Genomic DNA, 20,404 nt, shown 5'->3' with positions numbered 1-20,404 from the left:
ATTGATCCTTGTTATAAAATTTTGTAGTTTTTTTCTTAAATAAAAAAGCTTAATTAAAATACAATAGCTTTTAAAGTTAATTCATTTTCTTTTTTTTAATTTATTAAGCATTTCCTCACCTCATTCAATCTTCGTATCTTTGCATTTCATTCAAAAAACTCCAAATTCACTCATAAGTTATGCAACAATCAAAGGCTTTGGCAATTCTAAAATCTGGTCGAAATGTATTTTTAACAGGTTCTGCGGGTGCCGGAAAAACTTATGTGTTAAATCAATACATTCAATATCTTAAACAACATGGCGTTCCTGTTGCTATAACGGCTTCTACGGGAATTGCTGCGACGCACATGAATGGTCAAACGATACATTCTTGGGCTGGAATTGGAATAAAAGATTATGTTTCTGATCGATATTTGGCTTCGCTTCGCGACAAGAAATATTTCCGAGATAAAATGGACAAAGTAAAAGTCTTAATTATTGATGAAATCTCGATGCTGCACCGAAATCAGTTGGATGCGGTTGATTATGTTTTGAAGTTTTTCAAACAAAACGATGAACCTTTTGGAGGTGTTCAAGTAATTTTTTCGGGTGATTTTTTCCAGTTACCGCCGATTGGTGAAGAGTGGGAAGAATCGAAAGATAAATTCTGTTTTATGTCCGATGCTTGGGTTCAAGCAAAAGTGCATATTTGTTATTTGACAGAGCAATATCGTCAAACAAATAATGCATTGAATGATATTTTGAATGAAATTCGTTCGGGGAATATTTCGCAAAAAACAGTTGATTTATTAGAAACTCGAATCGAATATTTTCCAGATGAAATAGATTCACAAACTCGTTTGTATACACATAATATGGATGTGGACCGAATTAATAAAGGTCAATTGATTAATATTGATTCATCTTCCAAAACATTTGAAGCAAAAGTTGCGGGAAATCCAGCTTTGGTTGAGGTTCTTAAAAAATCTGTTTTAGCAGAACAAGTTTTAGAATTGAAGATAGGAGCGAAAGTGATGTTTGTTCGTAACAATTTCGAAGTTGGTTTTGTAAACGGAACGCTTGGAAATGTTTCGGGGTATACTGAAAAAGACGAGCCAATTATCAAAACATTAGATGGAGAATTTTACATTGCAAAACCAGAAACGTGGGCAATAGAGGACGAAAGCGGAAAAGCATTGGCTTCATTTACACAAGTTCCGTTGCGTTTGGCTTGGGCGATTACGATTCATAAATCACAAGGAATGACGTTAGATTCTGCGTTTATTGATTTATCAAAAGCGTTCGAAAAAGGACAAGGGTATGTTGCACTTTCACGTTTACGAGATTTAAATTCGTTGATGTTACACGGATTGAATCAAACAGCTTTAGAAATTGATTCACTTGCAATGAAGGCTGATAGACGTTTTCAGGTTTTATCGAATGAAATGGATGAGTTTCTAGATGAAAAAGAATTGCAAAACTCTTGGGCTGCTTTTATCCGATATTCTGGTGGAACTTTGGATAAAAAACAAATTGCAAAAAATATCGAAAAGAATAAAACCAAAGAAAAAGGACAAAAGAAATCGACTTACGAAATTACATTAGAATATGTGAAAGAAGGTTTGTCTTTAGATCAAATCGCAGAGAAAAGAGGTTTAACTACTTCAGCAATTGTCGATCATATTGGTAAAATCAAAGAAAGTGAGCCTGATTTGGATTATTCAAAATTTAAACCTTCTGATAAAATTATTGATAAAGTTCGATTAGCGTATAGTGAAATCGAATTTGAAGAGAATAAAGTTTTAAAACCAATTTATGATTATTTCAATGGTGAAATTGGTTATGAAGACATCAAAAAAGCATTACTTTTTATAGATTAAATAAAAATTGTCAGTTCAAAAATCTAAATAACTGACAAAATTGGTCAAATTATTCGAAAGGAATAGTTGTTGTTAAAAGATAAGTATTAAAAATGAACGCTTTTTAAAAGCATCCATAATTTACAATTTATGTCAATAGAAAACAATAATGTAGTTTCAGTAAACTACTCATTACATACCATCGAAGCGAATGGTGAAAAAGTATTTGTAGAACAATCAAATACAGAAGAGCCATTAACTTTTTTATTTGGAGCTGGAATGATGATTCCAAAATTTGAAGAAGAATTAAAAGAATTAACAATTGGTGATAAAAAATCATTCGTAATTACTCCAGCAGAAGGATACGGTGAAAGAGTAGAAGAAGCTGTTGCTCAATTACCTTTAGATATGTTCAAAGAATCTGGATTGCCACCAGTTGGAGCAATTTTACCTTTGACTGATGATGCAGGAAATCAATTCCGTGCTTCAGTTGTAGAAGTGACAGAAGAGGCTGTAATTGCAGATTTGAATCCTCCAATGGCAGGAAAAACATTAGAATTTGAAGTTGAAATTCTTAATGTTCGTCCAGCAACTGAGGAAGAATTATCTCACGGACACGCACATGGAGTTGACGGAACTCAAGGGCACTAAAAAATATTTTCAAAAGGCTATTTCAATTTGAGATAGCCTTTCTTGTTTTTAATTGTGAATAAATCATTAATAAATAGATTAAATCCACGTTATATTTTTCGACTTGCATCAACTAAAATCTTATCTTTGTAAAACAAACAAGATTACTTACAAACAAACATGAAAATAGCTGTATTTGTTTCCGGTGGCGGAACAAATCTTCAAAATATTATTGATGCAGTTGAAGACGGAACGTTACCAAATGTCGAGATTTCGATGGTAATGGCAGACCGAGATTGTTATGCAATAGAACGATCGTTGGATAAAGATATCCGAACGTATGTCTTAGACCGAAAAACTTTTTCGGAAGATGCTGAACATAATTTAGAAGGAGAAGAAATCGACCTTATTGTTTTGGCAGGTTTTTTAACCATATTATCTCCAGAATTTACCTCGAAATGGGGCTCGAAAATGATTAATATTCATCCTGCATTATTACCAAAATTTGGTGGAAAAGGAATGTATGGCGCGAAAGTTCACAAAGCAGTTTTAGAAGCTGGTGAAAAAACATCAGGAGCAACTGTACATTTTGTAACGGCTGGTGTAGACGAAGGACAAATTATTTGTCAAGGAATTTTTGAAATTGAAGAAGGTGATGAAGTAGCAGATTTACAGCGTAAAGTTGCTGAGGTAGAAAGTGAAATCTACATTAAGGCAATCAAGCAAATCAGCGAAGCATAAAATATAGAATGCCTCAATGTTGTGTACATTGAGGTTTTTCATTTCCAATAAAATAGTAAACAAACAATAAACTTTAAAAACTAAACACAATGCAAAAACAAGCGCTAATAAGTGTTTCGGACAAGTCGAACTTGTTAGAATTTGCAAAATTCTTGGTTGAACAAGATTACAAAATCTTATCAACTGGAGGAACATTCAAACATTTACAAGACAACGGAATCGAAGTTACAGAAGTAAAAGATGTAACTGGTTTTCCTGAGATTTTAGATGGTCGCGTAAAATCTTTACATCCTGCAATTCATGGTGGTATTATGGCGCGTCGTTCGGACGAAAATCATATGGCAACAATTGCGGAACATGGAATTAACCCAATTGATATCGTTATTGTAAATCTTTATCCTTTCTTCGAAAAGATGAATACAGGTCTTTCTGAAGCGGAAATGATTGAATTTATTGATATCGGTGGTCCATCAATGTTACGTTCTTCTGCAAAGAATTTTTATGATGTAACAGTTGTAACGGATGTGAATGATTATGAAGTAGTGATGAATGAAATTCGTGAGAATGGTTCAACTTCTATCGAAACGCGTAAATTATGTGCTGGTAAAGTATTCAACTTAACTTCTGCTTATGATGCGGCGATTTCTACTTACATTTTAGGAGAAGATTTTCCTCATTTTTTAGAGTCTTCTTACGAGAAAGTGATGGATTTACGTTATGGAGAAAATCCACATCAAAAAGCAGCTTATTATGTTGATAAAACGAAAAATGGCGCAATGAAAGATTTCGAATATTTACAAGGAAAAGAACTTTCTTTCAACAATATTCGTGATATGGATTTGGCTTATAAAGTGGTTTCAGAATTTGAGGAAACAACTTGTTGTGCAGTGAAACATTCAACGCCTTGTGGAGTGGCAATTGGAGAGAATGTTTTAGAAGCTTATGAAAAAGCGTATGAATGTGATCCAATGTCAATTTTCGGTGGAATCATCGCTTTCAATAGAGAAGTTGATGGAAAAACTGCGGTTGAATTAAATAAAATTTTCTTAGAAATTGTAATTGCACCTTCATTTACAGAAGAAGCGTTAGAAATTTTTAAACAAAAGAAAAATTTACGTATCATCAAAGTGAAGAATCCTGTGTCGGATAAAGTAACTTACGTAAAAGTTGATGGAGGATTAATTGTTCAGTCTACAGATAATCAGTTTTCAACAGATCTTAAAGTTGTAACAGAAGCTCAACCAACAGATCGTCAAATGACTGATTTAGTTTTTGCTCAAAAAATTGTAAAATGGGTAAAATCTAACGCGATTGTTGTAGCGACAAATGGTCAAGCTTACGGAATCGGTGGAGGTCAAACGAATCGTATTTGGGCGGCTCAACAAGCGATTGCACGTGCAAAAGAAAAAGTGGAAGATGATTTAGTTTTAGCTTCAGATGCATTTTTCCCTTTCCGTGATGTAGCTGATTTTGCAGCAGAAAATGGAATTAAAGCAATTATTCAACCAGGAGGATCAATCAAAGATCAAGAGTCTATCGATGCTTGTAATGAACGCGAAATTCCGATGGTTTTCACAGGAATGAGACATTTTATGCACTAAAATTCGATATGCGATATTCGTTTTGCGATGTTGGAATTTAAGATTAACTTAGTGTAAATGAGAAGTTATAGAAATTTAGACATATGGCAAAAAAGTTTGGAAATTTTAAGACTGGTTTATAATCTTTCTAATAAATTTCCAGAATCAGAAAAGTATGGATTAACTGTTCAAATAAAAAGAGCAGTTGTTTCAATTCTTTCAAATATCGCAGAAGGTTCTGGAAGAAATTCAAATCAGCAAATGATTAATTTTCTATCTATTTCAAAAGGTTCTGATTTTGAGGTTGAAGCTCAATTAATAATAGCTTTTGAGTTGAATTATATAACAGAGTCAGAATTAAATGAAGCTTTAGAATTAATTGATCATTATTGTAGAATGAATAAAAATTTTCAAAACTATTTAACAAAGAAAAACAATGGAACAAAATAATAGCGCAAACCGCGAATCGCAAACCGCAACTCGCATCTTAGTAATCGGTTCAGGTGGTCGTGAACATGCAATAGGATGGAAGTTTGCTGAAGATTTCAAGCAAAAAGGACAAGATTTAGAATTGTTTTTTATTCCAGGAAATGCAGGAACAGCTCAAATCGGAACAAACGTTTCAGTTTCTTCGATTGAAGAAATGAAAAATTTCGCGAAAGAAAATCAAATCGATTTAACTTTTGTTGGACCAGAAGCTGAATTAGCAGAAGGTATCGTTGATATTTTTCAGAAAGAGAATTTAAATGTTTTTGGACCTCATAAAGCAGCTGCGCAATTAGAAGCTTCTAAAGCTTTTGCGAAGGATTTTATGGATAAATATGGTGTGAAAACAGCAAAATATAAAAATTTTCAAGGACCAATGTTGGCGATTGATTATTTGAAAACACAAGATTATCCAATTGTAGTGAAAGCCTCTGGTTTAGCGGCTGGAAAAGGAGTTATTATCTGCCAAGATTTTGAAGAAGCAAAACAAGCTGTTTTGGATATCATGGAAGATAAAACCTTTGGTGATGCAGGAAACGAAGTGGTTATTGAAGAATATTTAGAAGGTTTTGAAGCCTCTATTTTGTCTTTCTTTAACGGGAAAAAAATCGTTCCATTTGTTTCGGCAAAAGATCACAAGAAAATTGGTGAAGGAGAAACTGGTCTTAATACTGGTGGAATGGGCGTTATCGCTCCAAATCCATTGTTTACGGAAGAGCATTTCAAAATGTTCGAAGAAGAAATTATGGAGCCAACAAAATGTGGTTTAATTAAGGAAAGATCAGAGTTTGCTGGTGTTATTTTCTTTGGATTGATGATTACAACAAAAGGTGTTTATTTGTTGGAATATAACCTAAGAATGGGCGATCCAGAAACGCAAACAACTTTACCTTTGTTAGAAAATGATTTGGCTGAGGTTGTAAATAAAGCAATTAAAGGAGAAGATTTTGACTTGACTTTCAAAAATCAACATGCGTGTTGTGTGGTGATGGTTTCGGGAGGATATCCAGGAAATTACGACAAAGGTTTTGAGATTCGTGGTTTAGAAAATGTAACTTGTCCTAATTTTATTGCTGGTGCAAAATTATCAGGTGAACAAATTGTTACTTCTGGTGGACGCGTAATCAACATAGTTGGATTAGGAAATACATTAGAAGAAGCACGTGAAACTGCTTACGAAAACATCAAAAAAGTACATTTTGATTACGAATATTATCGAAATGATATTGGAGTAATTCAATAAAAAATACAGTTTATATTATTAAAAAATGCGTTTCAAATGAAACGCATTTTTTTTAATTTATTCTGAAAATTCGACGTGATAAACATCGCTTTTATTTCGATTTATTTTTCGATATTCAAATCCTCCAGCTTGCGGAATAATTTCGACTAAATCAAATGATTGACAACTTTTTGGCAAACCATTAAAAATTAAAGTGAAATGAAGAGACGAACCTTCTTCGATATACGTCCAATTTGGATACATTGTAATTCCGTCCGCAAAAACCAATTGACAACGTTTTCCTGATTGATTATCAATAATAAAAGTAGAAGGCCAAATACGTGCAGCATTTGCATATTCATCTGCCGCCATACAACAATGTATAATAACCTGACTTTCTTCTTCGATATTGGTTAAGAGCTCAGAATCAATAAAAATCTTTTCTTCAAGAATAGTTGCACTCATTATTTTGCAATTTTCTTAATGTACAATTCTTCTACTTTTGCACGTGCCCAATCTGTTTTTCGAAGAAATTTCAACGATGATTTCAAACTTGGATTATCATTAAAACATCTGATGTTAATTTGATTTCCCAAACCTTCCCAACCGCCGTAATAAATTACTAATTCTTCGATAATATCGTCTAAACGTTTTCCGTGTAATGGATTATTTTTTTGACTTTCCATTTTGCAAATTTACGAAAATGTTTTTGGTGAATTTAGAATAGTTCAAGCTTTCTAAAATTCATATTTTTCTTCCAATTGTTCTGCTAAATGTAAAATATCATTCACTCGCGCTAATTGCTCAATCCAATTGGTCGGAATTGTTTCTGCATCATAATAAATCCCTGCAATTCCACCAGCAATACAAGCAATTGTATCGGTATCATGTCCTAAATTCACCGCTTTCAAAACACAATCTTTATACGAACTTGTATGTAGCAAACACCAAATAGAAGCTTCTAAACTATCCATGACATAACCAGTTGATTTAATTTCATCTTCTTTTAAATCAATTAGTTTTCCACTTAAAATTCGTTCGAAATATGTAAATTCATTTTTATAAATTTCATTTTCTTCTAAGAATAATTTTAACCAAAAATTTGTGTTCAGATAAGCTTCTTCTAGATTTTCGGCATCTAAAACGTTCAACGCAAATTCAATATAATAAATACACGCCAAAACAGAACGATTGTGCGCATGCGTGATAGAAGAAACTTCTTTGACGATTTCACAGCGTTCATCAATCGATAAATCTTTCGTGAAAATTGCTAAAGGAAGAATACGCATTAACGATCCATTTCCATTATCAGATTCGGATGTAGAACCAGCCTCAATTGGATTTTTTACAACTCGTAAACGATTTATTGCTTTTCGTGTAGAAATTCCAACATCAAAGACTTCTCCGTCAGCCGTCCAATAACCTTCGTGCATCCACATCTGAAATTTTTCTGCAATATCATTCACATTATAACCATTACACAACGATTCAGCCAAGCAAAACATCATCGAATTATCGTCAGAAAAAGTGCCAGGAGGCATATTGTATGTTCCATAACCCATCATATCTGTGACAGGATTTTGTTGTAAATATTGCCTACTTTTAAACTCAACTGGAACTCCTAATGCGTCACCAACCGCCGATCCAATTAATATATTTTTCGAAAAATTTTTTCTATTCATAACTTTCTTTTATAAATGAAAAATAATTGATTTTTTTGAATATATCCAAATTATTTTTGAAAATTTATGAATTAATCATAATAAATTTATCTTTTTCGGATAAAATATTAAAAGGTTTAAAATAGATAAAAAAGAATAAGTCGTATTGTCAGTTTTGAAAAAATTGGAACTGATTTTGATTAAATTACCACACAAACTTATTATTACTATGGCTTTTATAGATTATTATACAACATTAGGTCTGCAAAAGACCGCATCACAAGATGAGATAAAAAAAGCTTATCGGAAATTGGCACGTAAGTATCATCCCGATCTTAATCCAAATAACGATGAAGCTGCACAGAAATTTAAAGAATTAAATGAAGCAAACGAAGTGTTGAGCGATCCAGAAAAACGTAAAAAATACGATAAATATGGAGAAAATTGGCAACATGGTGAAGAATATGAAAAAGCTCGTCAGCAACAACAGCAACAATATCAATATAGTAATAGCGATTTTGATGGAGCTGAAGGTTTTGGTGATTTCGATGGCTATTCAGATTTTTTCAGTTCGATGTTTGGACGTGAAGGTAGAAGTAGATCAACAGGTTATAAAGGGCAAGATGTAAATGCCAGTTTGACACTAAATTTGACAGATACATTGACTTCGCACAAACAAACTTTTGCGGTGAATGGTAAAAATATTCGAATTACAATTCCGGCTGGAGTAGAAGATGGACAAACGATTAAGATAAAAGGTCACGGAGGAAAAGGTTATAACAATGGACCCAATGGAGATTTGTATATCACGTTTCATATCGAAAATAATACCTCGTTTGAAGTGAATGGAGCAGATTTATCTACTACTATTGTAGTCGATTTATACGATGCAATTTTGGGTGGAGAAGCAATGGTTGATACGCTTTCTGGAAAAGTAAAAGTTCCGATAAAAGAAGGAACGGAAAATAATAAAAAGGTAAAATTGAAAGGAAAAGGTTTGCCAATTTATAAGAAAGATGATCAATTTGGAGATTTGTATGTGACATTTTCTGTAAAAACTCCAACTAATTTATCAGCAGAAGAGAAAGAATTATTCGAGAAATTACGTTCACTTAAAAAAGCTTAAAACCATGAAAAATGTAACGATATCTGTTATTCAGTTTAGTAAATATCATCAGATTGAACCTCAATTTGTGATTGATTTGTATAAAAATGATTTGGTTGTTTTGCACGAGCGTAACCAAGAATATTTTATCGAAGAAAATGATTTGAAATTAATCGAACGATTTATTGAATTTCATTATAATTTGGGCGTTAATATAGAAGGTTTAGAAGTGATTCATCATCTTTTGAAACAAATCGAAACGCTACAAAAACAATTAAAATAAACGAATTCAAAAACAACCTTTGCAGAAAACTGCAAAGGTTGTCTTATTTTTGCATAAATATTTTTGTATGAATACTCCCGAAAAGAAGAGTAAATTAAAAAAATTACATTCGCGCAATCGTCATTTAGCGCCTTATAATTTCGAAAAATTGTGTGCGATTTATTCCCCACTTTCCAAATATATCAAACCCAATAAAGAGAACGAACCAACGATTAATTTCTCGGATAGAGAAGCTGTAAAAGCGTTGAATAAAGCGTTGTTGAAAACATATTATGATATTGATTATTGGGAATTGCCAAAAGATAATTTGTGTCCACCAATTCCTGGTCGCGCCGATTATATTCATTATGTTGCCGATATTTTGGGTGAAAGTTTTGATGGTGTAATTCCGCGTGGAAAAGATGTAAAAGTCTTGGATGTTGGTGTTGGAGCGAATTGTATTTATCCGATTATTGGAAATTACGAATACGACTGGAACTTTGTTGGCGCAGAGTTGGATTATGCTTCTTTCAAAAATGCGGAAGAAATTGTCAAGAAAAATGCTCGATTACGTAACAAAGTTGAGATTAGAATGCAATTTAATCCAAACAATATTTTCAAAAAAATCATCAAACAAGGCGAAAAATTTGATATTACAATTTGTAATCCTCCATTTTTTAGATCGAATCAAGAAGTGATGGAGCAAACAATGCGTAAACTGAAAAACTTAGGTCAAAAATCTGATCAAAAACCAATTCAAAACTTTGGTGGGAATAATTCTGAGCTTTGGTGTAGAGGAGGAGAGCGTCTGTTTATCACGAAAATGATAAAAGAAAGTGCGGATTATAAACATCAAGTAAAATGGTTTACAACATTGGTTTCTAAGAAAGAAAATGTTCGAATTTTGGAAGGTATTTTGAAACGTGAAAAAGTAAGAGATTACCGAATTGTAAATATGCAACAAGGGAATAAAATTTCGCGTTTACTAGTTTGGAGATTTTAATTGATTTATTTTTAATTCATTAAAGGTTTTATTTAAAATTATTCCAAATTTTTCTGAAGGGTTTATTCAGTTTAAGATTTGTTTTACCTTTTATAAACAAAATTATTACAAATGAAAACAAATAGAATAATGGTTTCTTTGGTAGTTGTAGCGTTGATGTTTAGTATTTTTTCGTTTACGACTTCTCGTCAAATTGACACAGGAAAAGCAATTTCAAGTTCAGAATGGAAAAATCTAAAAGTGTTACCACAAAACATTTCGGAAGATAGTTTGAAAGGTTTGATGCGCGGATACAACGCTGCTTTAGGAGTGAAATGTAATTTTTGCCACGCCGAAAATCCAGATACGAAAAAGATGGATTTTGCAAGTGATGCAAAAAAAGAAAAGGAATTTGCACGTCATATGATTGTAATGACACGTGATATTAACGCGAAAAATTTCAATTGGGAAAATGCAAAAAATCCTGAAATGATCAATGTTGTAACATGTGTAATGTGTCACAGAGGAAATGAAAGTCCTACAAAATCATTGATTGAGCCTGTAAACGCTGAGTTAAAAAACGTGAAAGATGTTGCAAAAGAAAAATTAGCTCCCACATCTGGTTCAACGAAAGTTGAGAAAAAATAAAGAATAGAAATATAAGCTCCATTTTTGGAGCTTTTTTTATTTTCAAAATTCAATAAATCGTATAACTTTGCTTTCATAATTTAAAGAAATAAAATGTTTAAATTTATTCGTAAGGTTGTAATTTATCTTTTTGTAGCTCATCTTGTATACATTGTTGTGTTAAAGTGGATTAATCCGCCGTTCACGATTACGCAAGTTCAGCAAGGTTTTGAACAAGGAAAATTTAAGCGCGATTATATTTCCTATGAAGAAATGGGACGAAATATAAAATTGGCTGTAATTGGTTCCGAAGATCAAAAGTTTCCTGTACACAATGGATTTGATATGGATGGAATACAAGAAGCGATCGAAAAAAATAAAGAAGGGAAAAAACTTCGTGGAGGTTCTACGATTTCTCAACAAGTAGCGAAAAATGTGTTTTTGTGGCAAGGTCGTTCTTGGTTGAGAAAAGGATTGGAAGTTTATTTTACGTTTATGATCGAAAAAATTTGGGGCAAACAACGTATTTTAGAAATGTATTTGAACACTTCAGAAATGGGAATTGGTGTTTTTGGAGTTGAAGCAGCTTCAGAATATTATTTTAATAAACCAGCTAAAGATTTAACCAAAAATGAAGCGGCTCGAATTGCAGCAGCTTTGCCATTGCCACGAAAATATAATGTGAATCCGCCTTCGTCTTTTATCAGTAGACGCGCTAGTCATATAGAGCGACAAATGCGAAATATACAAGGAAGCACTGATTTGGAAAAGGTTTTAGGAGAATAAAATAGAAAAGAGAAGTTAATAAGCTTCTCTTTTTTGTTTTATTACTCTCTCCAATTAATTTTAACCGCAGAAATTTTCTCTAATTCCAAACGAATTTCAGGAAGTAAATTGAAATCATTTTTCATGTAAAAAGCCAACGGAGAACAATAAGGCTCTCCATTCGCTTTTGTATCTTTTTCATGGTCGATTACCCAACCATTTAGTTCTGTCGAAAATGTTTTTAATCGATTAAGAATTTTACGTCCCAAACCAATTTGATGCAACTCGCTATCCACAATTATTGCAAACCATTTTTCATAATCTCTTTCAAAAATAACCGCCCAAGCTCGCATTTGATTGTTTTCATCTACAGCAAAAAAATGTTTCGCTTCAATCAAACTATTCAAATAATTTTCGGTGTCCTGTAAACTCTCAAAAGCCAAATTAATAGGATATTCGTTGTTCCAAATTTTAAAAATATACTCTTTATGAATTTGGTTCAATGTTGTAAATGAATAGATTTCGAATGAATTAAGTTGAGGCATAAAATGATTTCTTATTCCGCTAAATATACTAATTTATTTAGTCAAAATTTCTTTTAAAATCAAAGGTTTGTCAGTTGTAATATAATCAGCTTTCATATCGATCATTTCTTGCATCACTTTTGGGTCGTTAACTGTCCAAACATTAACCAATAATCCCAAGTTTTTCGCTTCTTTCACCCAAGTAGGATTTTTCTGAAAAATGCTGTAATGATAATCAATTCCATTCCAATTTCTCTCTTTTACTTCTTGAGGAGACAAATCTCCGGCTAAATAAGAAACGTGAAATTTTGGTGCTAATTTCTTAAATTCATCACAAATATTTTTACTAAATGAAATGATTTCAACTTGTTTTTCTACTTTATGTTTTTTGATGATTTCAATCGCTTTTTTTACTGCACGATCTTCATTTTCTTTTGATGAGTGAGGTTTTAATTCGAAAATTAATTTGACATTCTTATTCTTTTTTCCTTGTTCAAAATATTCTTCTAAAGTTGGCATGTTTTCGTTGTTAGCCAATTTCAACGTTTTTAAAAGAGAAGAATTTGTAGTTTCGATTGTATGACCTTGGTAATGATCATCATGATTCACCATCAAAACATCATCAGCACTAATTAATACATCAAATTCAGAACCATAAGCACCAATTTCTTGTGCAGATTTTAATGATTTAATCGAATTTTTTGCGTTGTTTTCGGTGTCCCAATAACCACGATGAGCAATAATTTTTTGAGCATTTGCCATGTTTGTAAGCATAAAGGTTGTTAAGGCAGTAAATATAATTTTTTTCATGATGAATTGTTTTTTCAAGGTAAAATTATTTCGATTAATCGGTTTTAAAGTTATGAAAATATTAAGTTCTTGGAAAACTATAAAAATCTACCTAAAAGAATGAAAAATGACGTGAATAAAATTGTGATTGCGCCGAATTTCACTTAATTTTGCACAAAGACAAACACAATGACGCAAGGAATTATTATTTTAGATTTTGGCTCGCAATACAATCAATTAATCGCGCGCCGAATTCGAGAATTTGGAGTTTATACAGAAATTATTCCCTACAACACTTCGATCGAAGAAATCAAAAAACACAATCCAAAAGGAATTATTTTATCAGGAGGACCTTCTTCAGTTTTTGGAGATGAAGCCGCTTTGGTAGAAAAAGAATTATTCGAAATGGGCGTTCCTGTTTTAGGAATTTGCTATGGAATGCAATTGATTTCGCATTTATTAGGTGGAGAAGTTAAGAAAGGAGAAAAAGGAGAATATGGAAAATCTGAATTAACAGTTTTAGCTCAAAACAGTTTATTCGCAGGAGTTCCAGAACAATCTACAGTTTGGATGAGTCACTTCGATGAAGTGATGACAGCGCCAATAGGATTTACAATTTCAGGAAAATCAAATATAGATATTGCGGCAATCGCAAACGAAGATAAAAAGATTTTTGCGGTACAATTTCACCCAGAAGTTACACATTCAGAATATGGTTCAACAATGTTAGAAAACTTTGTTTTCAATATTTGTCAGGCTGAAAAGAATTGGGTTTTAAAAGATTTTATCGAAACAGAAATTGCTCGTATAAAAGAAGTAGTTGGTGATAAAAAAGTGATTTTAGGACTTTCAGGAGGTGTTGATTCTTCTGTTGCAGCGGTTTTAATTCATCGTGCAATTGGCGATCAATTAACGTGTATTTTTGTTGATACTGGTTTATTGAGAAAAGATGAAGGGAAAAAAGTAATGGAAAATTACGGAAAGCACTTCAACATGAACATCAAAATGGTAGATGCTTCAGAACGTTTCTTAACAAACTTGAAAGGTATCGATGAACCAGAAGCAAAACGTAAATCAATTGGTAAAGATTTCGTGGCTGTTTTTGATGAAGAATCAAATAAATTTGAAGATGCAGCATTCTTAGCGCAAGGAACTATTTATCCTGATGTAATCGAATCGCAATCTGTAAAAGGACCTTCTGCAACTATTAAATCTCACCACAATGTTGGTGGATTACCAGAAGATATGAAACTTCAATTATTAGAACCATTACGCGAATTATTCAAAGATGAAGTACGTAAAGTTGGAGTAGAATTAGGTATTCCTCGTGAATTAGTTTACCGCCATCCTTTCCCAGGACCAGGTTTAGGAATCCGTGTTTTAGGTGAAGTAGACGAAGAAAAAGTACGTATTTTACAAGAAGCAGATCAAATTTTTATTGACGAGCTTTATGCACATAATTTATACGACGAAGTTTCTCAAGCTTTCGTGGTTTTATTACCTGTAAAATCTGTTGGAGTAATGGGAGACGAGCGTACGTACGAATATACGGCGGTTGTTCGTTCTGCAAATACGATCGATTTTATGACAGCAACGTGGTCAAAATTACCTTACGAATTCTTAGAATTAGTTTCGAATAGAATTATCAATGAGGTAAAAGGAATTAACCGTGTAGCTTACGATATCAGCTCAAAACCACCAGCAACTATCGAGTGGGAATAAGCTGAAAAATATATCAAAGCCAGCCAATGTGCTGGCTTTTTTTCTATGTAAACTTTAAAAAACTAAATATTAAATGGAACTTTTAAAAGAAAGAATTCTGAAGGATGGAAAAAGTTTCGATGGTGGAATTCTAAAAGTTGATAGTTTTATCAACCACCAAATGGATCCTGTTCTGATGAAAGCAATTGCGTCGGAATTTGTCCAGCGATTTTCGGATTTAAACATTAATAAAATCATTACAATCGAAGCAAGCGGCATTGCTCCAGCGATTATGGTTGGATTAGAATTGAATTTGCCTGTTGTTTTTGTGAAGAAAGCAAAGCCTAAAACAATGACAGATTTTTATGCGTCGCAAGTGTATTCATTCACGAAAGACCGAACGTACGATGTTTGCGTAAGTAGTCAATTTTTGAATGAAAATGATCATGTTATTTTTATTGATGATTTTTTAGCGAATGGAAATGCAGCGTTGGGTGTTGAAAATTTGATTAAACAATCTGGCGCAAACCTTTTGGGAATGGGCTTTATAATTGAGAAATCATTTCAAGAAGGACGCGATCGCTTATTGAATGAAAATATCAGAGTTGAATCTTTAGTAAGATTAAAATCTTTGGGAGACAACTCAATTATTTTTGAAGAATAAAAAATATCAACCAAAAGCCAATTTATATTGGCTTTCTTTTTACTTTTAAAAAACAAAAAACTTACCTTGATAATATGAAAATAAAATTACTTGCCTTAACGCTCTCTTTACTATTCTTTACAAATTGTAATTCGTACAAATCGGCGAATTCAGCATTGGTTTCTGGTAATTTTCAGCAAGCTTTTGAACAATCTACGCAAGCTTATTTCAAAAATCCATCGGAGAAAAATGGAATCAAATATGTTCCATTAATTTTTGAAGCTTATAACAAAGGACAGCAAGAAGATGAAAATAGATTGAAACAAATCGAAACGTTGACTAATCCTTCTAAATATCAGGAAGCGTATCAAATTATTAATCGTTTGCAAGAAAGACAAAAAACGATTGCTGGAATTGATGGAAGATCGATTAGCGGGAAAACGTATAATTTCAAAACAAAAGATTATTCAGTAGCTTATAAAACGATTCAAGAAAAGTATGCGCAATTTTTGTACGATGAAGGAAAATCTTTTCTAAATCAAGGAGGAAAACTGAATGCACAAACGGCTTATCAAAAGTTTCAAGTTTTAGAAAGTGTTTATTCAAATTATAAAGATACTCGTAGTTTGATGAATACGGCTCGTACAAACGGAATGTATAAAGTTTTGGTACAATTGGTGAACAACACAGAAGTTGTTATTCCTAAACTATTAGAGAAAGATTTGTTAGATTTTAATTCGTATGGATTGGATTCTAATTGGACTGAATTTTACACGGGAAAATTAAATAGTTCTTATGATTATGTAATTCAATTAAGTTTTGAGACGATAAATGTTTCACCTGAACGAGAAAAAATTGAGGTGCATAATTTTGAGAAAAAAATTGTTGATGGTAAAGAAGAATTGGTGCAAAATGGAGTAGTGGTAAAAGATAAAGACGGAAAACCCGTGATGGTAGATCGTTATATTACAGTAAAAAGTCGTTTTGAAGAAGTACAACGCATCAAGGAAGCTGCAATTACGGCAAAATATTATTTGATCGATAATCAAAAAGAGCAAGCCATCGATTCTAAAAATTTAGCAAGTCAGTTTATTTTTAGAGATTCTTACGGAACTTACAAAGGTGATCGACGTTCTTTGGATCGAGATTATATAAATATGATTGGTAGAAGACCAGCTCCATTTCCATCAAATGAGCAAATGATTTTTGATTGTGGGCAAGATTTGAAACGTAAATTCAAGAACGAAATCATCCGTATGAAGCTTTGATAAAAAAAATGTAAAAAATTTAATCATTTTTTAAAATTCATTTTCAATAGCTTATCACATAAAACGTCTGTTTTAGCTAAAAACTTGTAAAATTAGTTTTGGTGAATTAAAAAACCTTTCTATATTTGCACAGCAATTAAGACATAGACCCATGGTGTAACGGTAGCACATCGGTTTTTGGTGCCGCTAGTTGGGGTTCGAATCCCTGTGGGTCTACAAAAGTCTTATGCCTCGATAAGCAATTGTTGAGGCATTTTTATCTAACCTAGTTAAGAGAAAAGTTGCAAAAATTGAAATAAAATTTAGTCAGACCCATGGTGTAACGGTAGCACATCGGTTTTTGGTGCCGCTAGTTGGGGTTCGAATCCCTGTGGGTCTACAATTTTTTCTTTTCAATTTTAACATAATAATCATGGACAGACCCATGGTGTAACGGTAGCACATCGGTTTTTGGTGCCGCTAGTTGGGGTTCGAATCCCTGTGGGTCTACAGATTTTAAGCTTCAATATTTTTATTGAAGCTTTTTTTATACTATATATTTTGTTATATTTATCATAATTGATTTAGTAAATGACATTAGAGGACATAATTTTAGAAGCTAAAAAAGGGAAACGAAATGCTCAGAACGCAGTGATAGAGGTTTTGTGGAACAAAGTTTATCATTATGTATTTTCTAAGATTAGAAACGAAGAAGAAGCCGAAGATATCGCTATAGAAACGTTTACGAAGGTTTTTACAAAATTGAAATTATATAACGAAGATTTTGACTTTACGACTTGGGTAATTTCTATCGCACATAATACGATGATTGATCATATCAGAAGATCTCCAAAACTGAATATTTCTCTTGATGATGAAACCAATTTTTTAGAAATTTTAGAAGATCATCCTTCGCCAGAAGAACATTTGATTTTAAAACAAGATAATGACACGCTGATAAAAGCTATTGCAAAATTGAGAGAACCTTATCAAAAAATTATAGAATTGCGTTATATCGAAGATAAAACATACAAAGAGATTGCTGAAGAACTCAATTTGACCTTACCAAATGTTAAAGTTCGTCTTTTAAGAGCCAAACAATTGTTAACAGAGGTGATGCAAGATAATATTTAGTAAATTTATTCGTTGAAAATTTGTTGAAGAAAACTGGATCGAAAATGAAGAAGCACATATACCTTACAACAATTATTATCGCAAGTTTATTCTTGACGTCTTGTGGAAGTAGTAAAGTAACTTCGTATAAGAAAACTGGTTCTAAAAAAGTTTATACTTCTTCCAAAAAAAACGAATCTACAGAGGTTTTTCGTTCTAAAAATGCTGATGATAGTGCGCCTCGTGATATAAATAAAATTCTAAAAACGGCAAAATCTTACTTAGGAACACCTTACAAATATGGTGGAGTTACGAAAACAGGTTTCGATTGTTCGGGACTGGTTTATGTAAGTTTCAAGGAAATGAATTTAGAATTGCCTCGTCGTTCGAGTGATCAAGCTGAATATGGAAAAGAAATTACAATCGAAAATGTTAAAATAGGTGATTTAATATTTTTTAATACTTCAGGAAATTCAATCTCTCATGTAGGTATTGTAGAAAGTATTAATCATGACGGATCAATCAGTTTTGTACATTCTTCAACTTCGAAAGGTGTCATCATTTCTTCCCTTGATGAAAATTATTGGAAAACTAGATTTGTAAAAGCGGTTAGACTTTTATAACTTGACGTGTGCTTAAAAAAAGAACTATATTATTAACTTTTTTTGGATTACTATTTTTTAGTTTATCCATAGTTGTTAATGCTCAAGAAGATAGTGTCAAAATTGATACAGTTAGAATTGAGAATAAAAATCATTCTAAGTTTAGAAAGTTTTACCAAAAATTATTATTCAAGAAAAAACCAACGAGTTTTCCTATTCAGCCCAATAATAATGTAGGTGATGGAAAATATCAAGGAAAAATTATTCGAAATATTTACTACAAAACACAAGACCCTTTCGGATATTCTTTGCAGGACACGACAAGAAAACCGACAAAATGGATTGAAAGAACTGGAAATACACTACACGGGAAATCTAAGCAATTTGTGTTGCGTCAAAATATGTTGCTGAAACTAGGAGATAAATATGATTCTGTAAAAGCAGCTGAATCTGAGCGTTTAATACGTACCAATCGTTCTATTCGTCGAGTAGAGATTAAGGAAGAAGCTGTCGGGAATGATTCGGTTGATTTATATGTCAATTCAATTGACTCTTGGAGTATGTTTATTACAGGTTCGGTTTCGAGTTCAAAAGCTGGAATTCGCATTAGAGAGCGAAATTTTTTAGGTTTAGGACATGTGTTTGATAATCGTTACCGTCACAATTACAAAACAGGAAATTCGTTATATCAATTTAATTATACGGTTCCAAATATTGCTCAAACTCGAATTATTGGGAATGTACGTTATTTCAAAAATGAAGATAATCATTATACAAAATCAATCAGTTTTGTACGACCTTTTTATTCGCCATTAGCACATTATGCAGGTGGAGTTTCGGTTGGACAAGTGTATTTTAAAGATTCATTAGATTTCGAAAAACCTATTTTGGTTGATAATCATTTCAAATATAATTACCAAGATTATTGGTTGGCAAGAGCGTTTAGAATTGATGATGGTCATTCAGAAAATATTACCAATTTTATTGTTTCAGGGCGATTTTATGATCGATCTTATACCGAAACACCAACTCCAGAAAACGATCCTGTGAACTTTTTTTCTGACCAAACGAATTATTTAGTAGGGATAGGAATTTCTTCAAAACGATATATCAAAACAAAATATATTTTCAATTATGATATTGAAGAAGATATTGCGATAGGGAAATCATTGGGCATTATAGGAGGAATTCAAAATATTCGTCAAACTGATCGTTATTATCTTGGCGGAAAAGCTTCTGCTGGAGGTTTTTTAAATACCGGTTTTTGGGGATTTGGAGTTGAGTTTGGAGGATTTTTTAATAAAGGAAAATTTGAACAAAAAACGCTGTCTGTAGAATTACAATATATGGCAAAGTTGATAAATTGGGGAAAATGGAAGTTCAGAAACTTCATGAAAACTAATTATCTTTTGGGACATGATCGTTTAGATTCTCCTGCGGATCAACTTTCGCTTCATGAACATGATTATTTGGGAATGGCAGGTTTCAAATCGGATAGAGGCTTAACAGGTCAACAGAAATTAATGTTCGAGTATCAATTGCAATCCTATACGCCTTACGAGTTTTTAGGATTTCGTATTTCGCCTTTTTTCAATGCGATGGTTGCGGCAATTGGAGATAACAAAAAATTTATACTGAATAATAACCCAATTTATTCGCGTTTTAGTTTGGGTGTGATGTTGACAAATGATTATTTTGTGTTCAACAATATTCGTTTTTCATTGTCGTATTATCCATCAATTCCTGGACAAGGCGATAATCTAATCAAGACAAATTTATTGGATAATAGAGATTTTCAAATGATGGATTTTGACTTTTCAAAACCAAATTACATTCGTTGGAATAGGTGGGATTAAGACATAAAAAAAGCTTNNAAGCTTTTTTTA

22 protein-coding genes and 3 tRNA genes are annotated in these 20,404 nt (G+C 32.4%); 20 read left to right on the top strand and 5 right to left on the bottom strand.

The features are described from left to right. Positions 1-179 precede the first annotated feature (179 nt). The 6 genes from B3M86_RS11930 (at position 180) to purD (ending at position 6,518) form a co-directional block, all read left to right on the top strand. A complete protein-coding gene (locus B3M86_RS11930) occupies positions 180-1,859 on the top strand; it encodes an AAA family ATPase (RefSeq protein ID WP_291076271.1) in 1,680 nt (559 codons plus the stop codon). Between the two features lie 129 nt (positions 1,860-1,988). After that, complete coding sequence (locus tag B3M86_RS11925) at positions 1,989-2,489, top strand: FKBP-type peptidyl-prolyl cis-trans isomerase (RefSeq protein ID WP_038332370.1); 501 nt, start codon at positions 1,989-1,991, stop codon at positions 2,487-2,489. Positions 2,490-2,648: 159 nt separating this feature from the next. After that, positions 2,649-3,209 (top strand): phosphoribosylglycinamide formyltransferase, encoded by a 561-nt coding sequence (purN, locus tag B3M86_RS11920; protein WP_038332368.1) that lies wholly within the window; start codon positions 2,649-2,651, stop codon positions 3,207-3,209. Between the two features lie 89 nt (positions 3,210-3,298). Beyond that, positions 3,299-4,810, top strand: a complete 1,512-nt coding sequence (gene purH / locus B3M86_RS11915) for a bifunctional phosphoribosylaminoimidazolecarboxamide formyltransferase/IMP cyclohydrolase (protein WP_291076273.1) — start codon at positions 3,299-3,301, stop codon at positions 4,808-4,810. Positions 4,811-4,867: 57 nt separating this feature from the next. After that, the gene (locus B3M86_RS11910) at positions 4,868-5,239 is read left to right on the top strand and encodes a four helix bundle protein (protein ID WP_125349023.1); all 372 of its coding nucleotides are present in this window, start codon (positions 4,868-4,870) and stop codon (positions 5,237-5,239) included. After that, the gene (gene purD, locus B3M86_RS11905; RefSeq protein ID WP_125349024.1) at positions 5,226-6,518 is read left to right on the top strand and encodes a phosphoribosylamine--glycine ligase; all 1,293 of its coding nucleotides are present in this window, start codon (positions 5,226-5,228) and stop codon (positions 6,516-6,518) included. The genes B3M86_RS11910 and purD overlap by 14 nt, the downstream gene beginning before the upstream one ends. Positions 6,519-6,575: 57 nt before the next feature. Here purD and B3M86_RS11900 read toward each other — a convergent pair whose 3' ends face one another. The 3 genes from B3M86_RS11900 to B3M86_RS11890 are packed head-to-tail and all read right to left on the bottom strand — an operon-like array spanning position 6,576 to position 8,179. Further along, a complete protein-coding gene (locus B3M86_RS11900) occupies positions 6,576-6,962 on the bottom strand; it encodes a hypothetical protein (RefSeq protein ID WP_114999543.1) in 387 nt (128 codons plus the stop codon). Beyond that, entirely contained in the window at positions 6,962-7,183 is a 222-nt protein-coding gene (locus B3M86_RS11895) for a VF530 family DNA-binding protein (RefSeq protein WP_038332359.1), read from the bottom strand. Before B3M86_RS11895 ends, B3M86_RS11900 begins: the two co-directional genes overlap by 1 nt. Before the next feature lie 51 nt (positions 7,184-7,234). Further along, positions 7,235-8,179, bottom strand: a complete 945-nt coding sequence (locus tag B3M86_RS11890) for an ADP-ribosylglycohydrolase family protein (RefSeq protein WP_291076275.1) — start codon at positions 8,177-8,179, stop codon at positions 7,235-7,237. Between the two features lie 208 nt (positions 8,180-8,387). On the opposite strand from B3M86_RS11890, the gene B3M86_RS11885 reads away from it, so the two are divergent. From B3M86_RS11885 to mtgA, 5 genes are all read left to right on the top strand, one after another. After that, a complete protein-coding gene (locus tag B3M86_RS11885) occupies positions 8,388-9,284 on the top strand; it encodes a J domain-containing protein (RefSeq protein WP_280051524.1) in 897 nt (298 codons plus the stop codon). Positions 9,285-9,288: 4 nt separating this feature from the next. Next, positions 9,289-9,546, top strand: coding sequence for a chaperone modulator CbpM (locus B3M86_RS11880; protein WP_135834956.1), 258 nt, complete (start codon positions 9,289-9,291; stop codon positions 9,544-9,546). 67 nt (positions 9,547-9,613) lie between these two features. Next, complete coding sequence (gene rlmF, locus B3M86_RS11875; RefSeq protein WP_038332349.1) at positions 9,614-10,528, top strand: 23S rRNA (adenine(1618)-N(6))-methyltransferase RlmF; 915 nt, start codon at positions 9,614-9,616, stop codon at positions 10,526-10,528. Positions 10,529-10,639: 111 nt separating this feature from the next. Continuing rightward, positions 10,640-11,155 (top strand): c-type cytochrome, encoded by a 516-nt coding sequence (locus tag B3M86_RS11870; protein ID WP_125349029.1) that lies wholly within the window; start codon positions 10,640-10,642, stop codon positions 11,153-11,155. Between the two features lie 93 nt (positions 11,156-11,248). Then, positions 11,249-11,920: a monofunctional biosynthetic peptidoglycan transglycosylase gene (gene mtgA / locus B3M86_RS11865; protein ID WP_291049037.1), complete on the top strand. Its 672-nt coding sequence runs from the start codon at positions 11,249-11,251 to the stop codon at positions 11,918-11,920. Positions 11,921-11,961: 41 nt separating this feature from the next. Here mtgA and B3M86_RS11860 read toward each other — a convergent pair whose 3' ends face one another. Both B3M86_RS11860 and B3M86_RS11855 read right to left on the bottom strand, forming a co-directional pair. Further along, a complete protein-coding gene (locus B3M86_RS11860) occupies positions 11,962-12,444 on the bottom strand; it encodes an N-acetyltransferase (RefSeq protein WP_286495800.1) in 483 nt (160 codons plus the stop codon). Positions 12,445-12,477: 33 nt separating this feature from the next. Continuing rightward, positions 12,478-13,233, bottom strand: coding sequence for a glycerophosphodiester phosphodiesterase (locus B3M86_RS11855; protein ID WP_125349032.1), 756 nt, complete (start codon positions 13,231-13,233; stop codon positions 12,478-12,480). A 168-nt stretch (positions 13,234-13,401) separates the two neighbouring features. Here B3M86_RS11855 and guaA point away from each other — a divergent pair, with 168 nt between their 5' ends. The 9 genes from guaA to B3M86_RS11810 all read left to right on the top strand — a co-directional run bounded on the left by guaA (position 13,402) and on the right by B3M86_RS11810 (position 20,374). Further along, complete coding sequence (gene guaA, locus B3M86_RS11850; protein WP_125349033.1) at positions 13,402-14,934, top strand: glutamine-hydrolyzing GMP synthase; 1,533 nt, start codon at positions 13,402-13,404, stop codon at positions 14,932-14,934. A 73-nt stretch (positions 14,935-15,007) separates the two neighbouring features. After that, positions 15,008-15,577 (top strand): xanthine phosphoribosyltransferase, encoded by a 570-nt coding sequence (gene xpt / locus B3M86_RS11845; protein WP_219034709.1) that lies wholly within the window; start codon positions 15,008-15,010, stop codon positions 15,575-15,577. Between the two features lie 74 nt (positions 15,578-15,651). Next, entirely contained in the window at positions 15,652-16,824 is a 1,173-nt protein-coding gene (locus B3M86_RS11840) for a hypothetical protein (RefSeq protein ID WP_286495801.1), read from the top strand. A 145-nt stretch (positions 16,825-16,969) separates the two neighbouring features. Then, a tRNA-Gln gene (locus B3M86_RS11835) sits at positions 16,970-17,040 on the top strand. A gap of 92 nt (positions 17,041-17,132) precedes the next feature. Beyond that, a tRNA-Gln gene (locus B3M86_RS11830) sits at positions 17,133-17,203 on the top strand. A gap of 39 nt (positions 17,204-17,242) precedes the next feature. Then, positions 17,243-17,313 (top strand) — tRNA-Gln (locus B3M86_RS11825). 81 nt (positions 17,314-17,394) lie between these two features. Then, positions 17,395-17,937, top strand: coding sequence for an RNA polymerase sigma factor (locus B3M86_RS11820; protein WP_038334626.1), 543 nt, complete (start codon positions 17,395-17,397; stop codon positions 17,935-17,937). Positions 17,938-17,981: 44 nt separating this feature from the next. Continuing rightward, positions 17,982-18,539, top strand: a complete 558-nt coding sequence (locus B3M86_RS11815; RefSeq protein ID WP_038334631.1) for a C40 family peptidase — start codon at positions 17,982-17,984, stop codon at positions 18,537-18,539. A gap of 8 nt (positions 18,540-18,547) precedes the next feature. Next, positions 18,548-20,374 carry a hypothetical protein gene (locus B3M86_RS11810; RefSeq protein ID WP_286495803.1) on the top strand — a complete coding sequence of 609 codons (1,827 nt, stop codon included), beginning with the start codon at positions 18,548-18,550 and terminating at the stop codon, positions 20,372-20,374. Positions 20,375-20,404: the final 30 nt, after the last annotated feature.

It is taken from the genome of Empedobacter sp. UBA6305 (assembly GCF_002440405.1).
In the GTDB taxonomy this organism is placed as follows: domain Bacteria; phylum Bacteroidota; class Bacteroidia; order Flavobacteriales; family Weeksellaceae; genus Empedobacter; species Empedobacter falsenii_B.
This window is presented reverse-complemented; position numbering and strand designations above follow the sequence as displayed.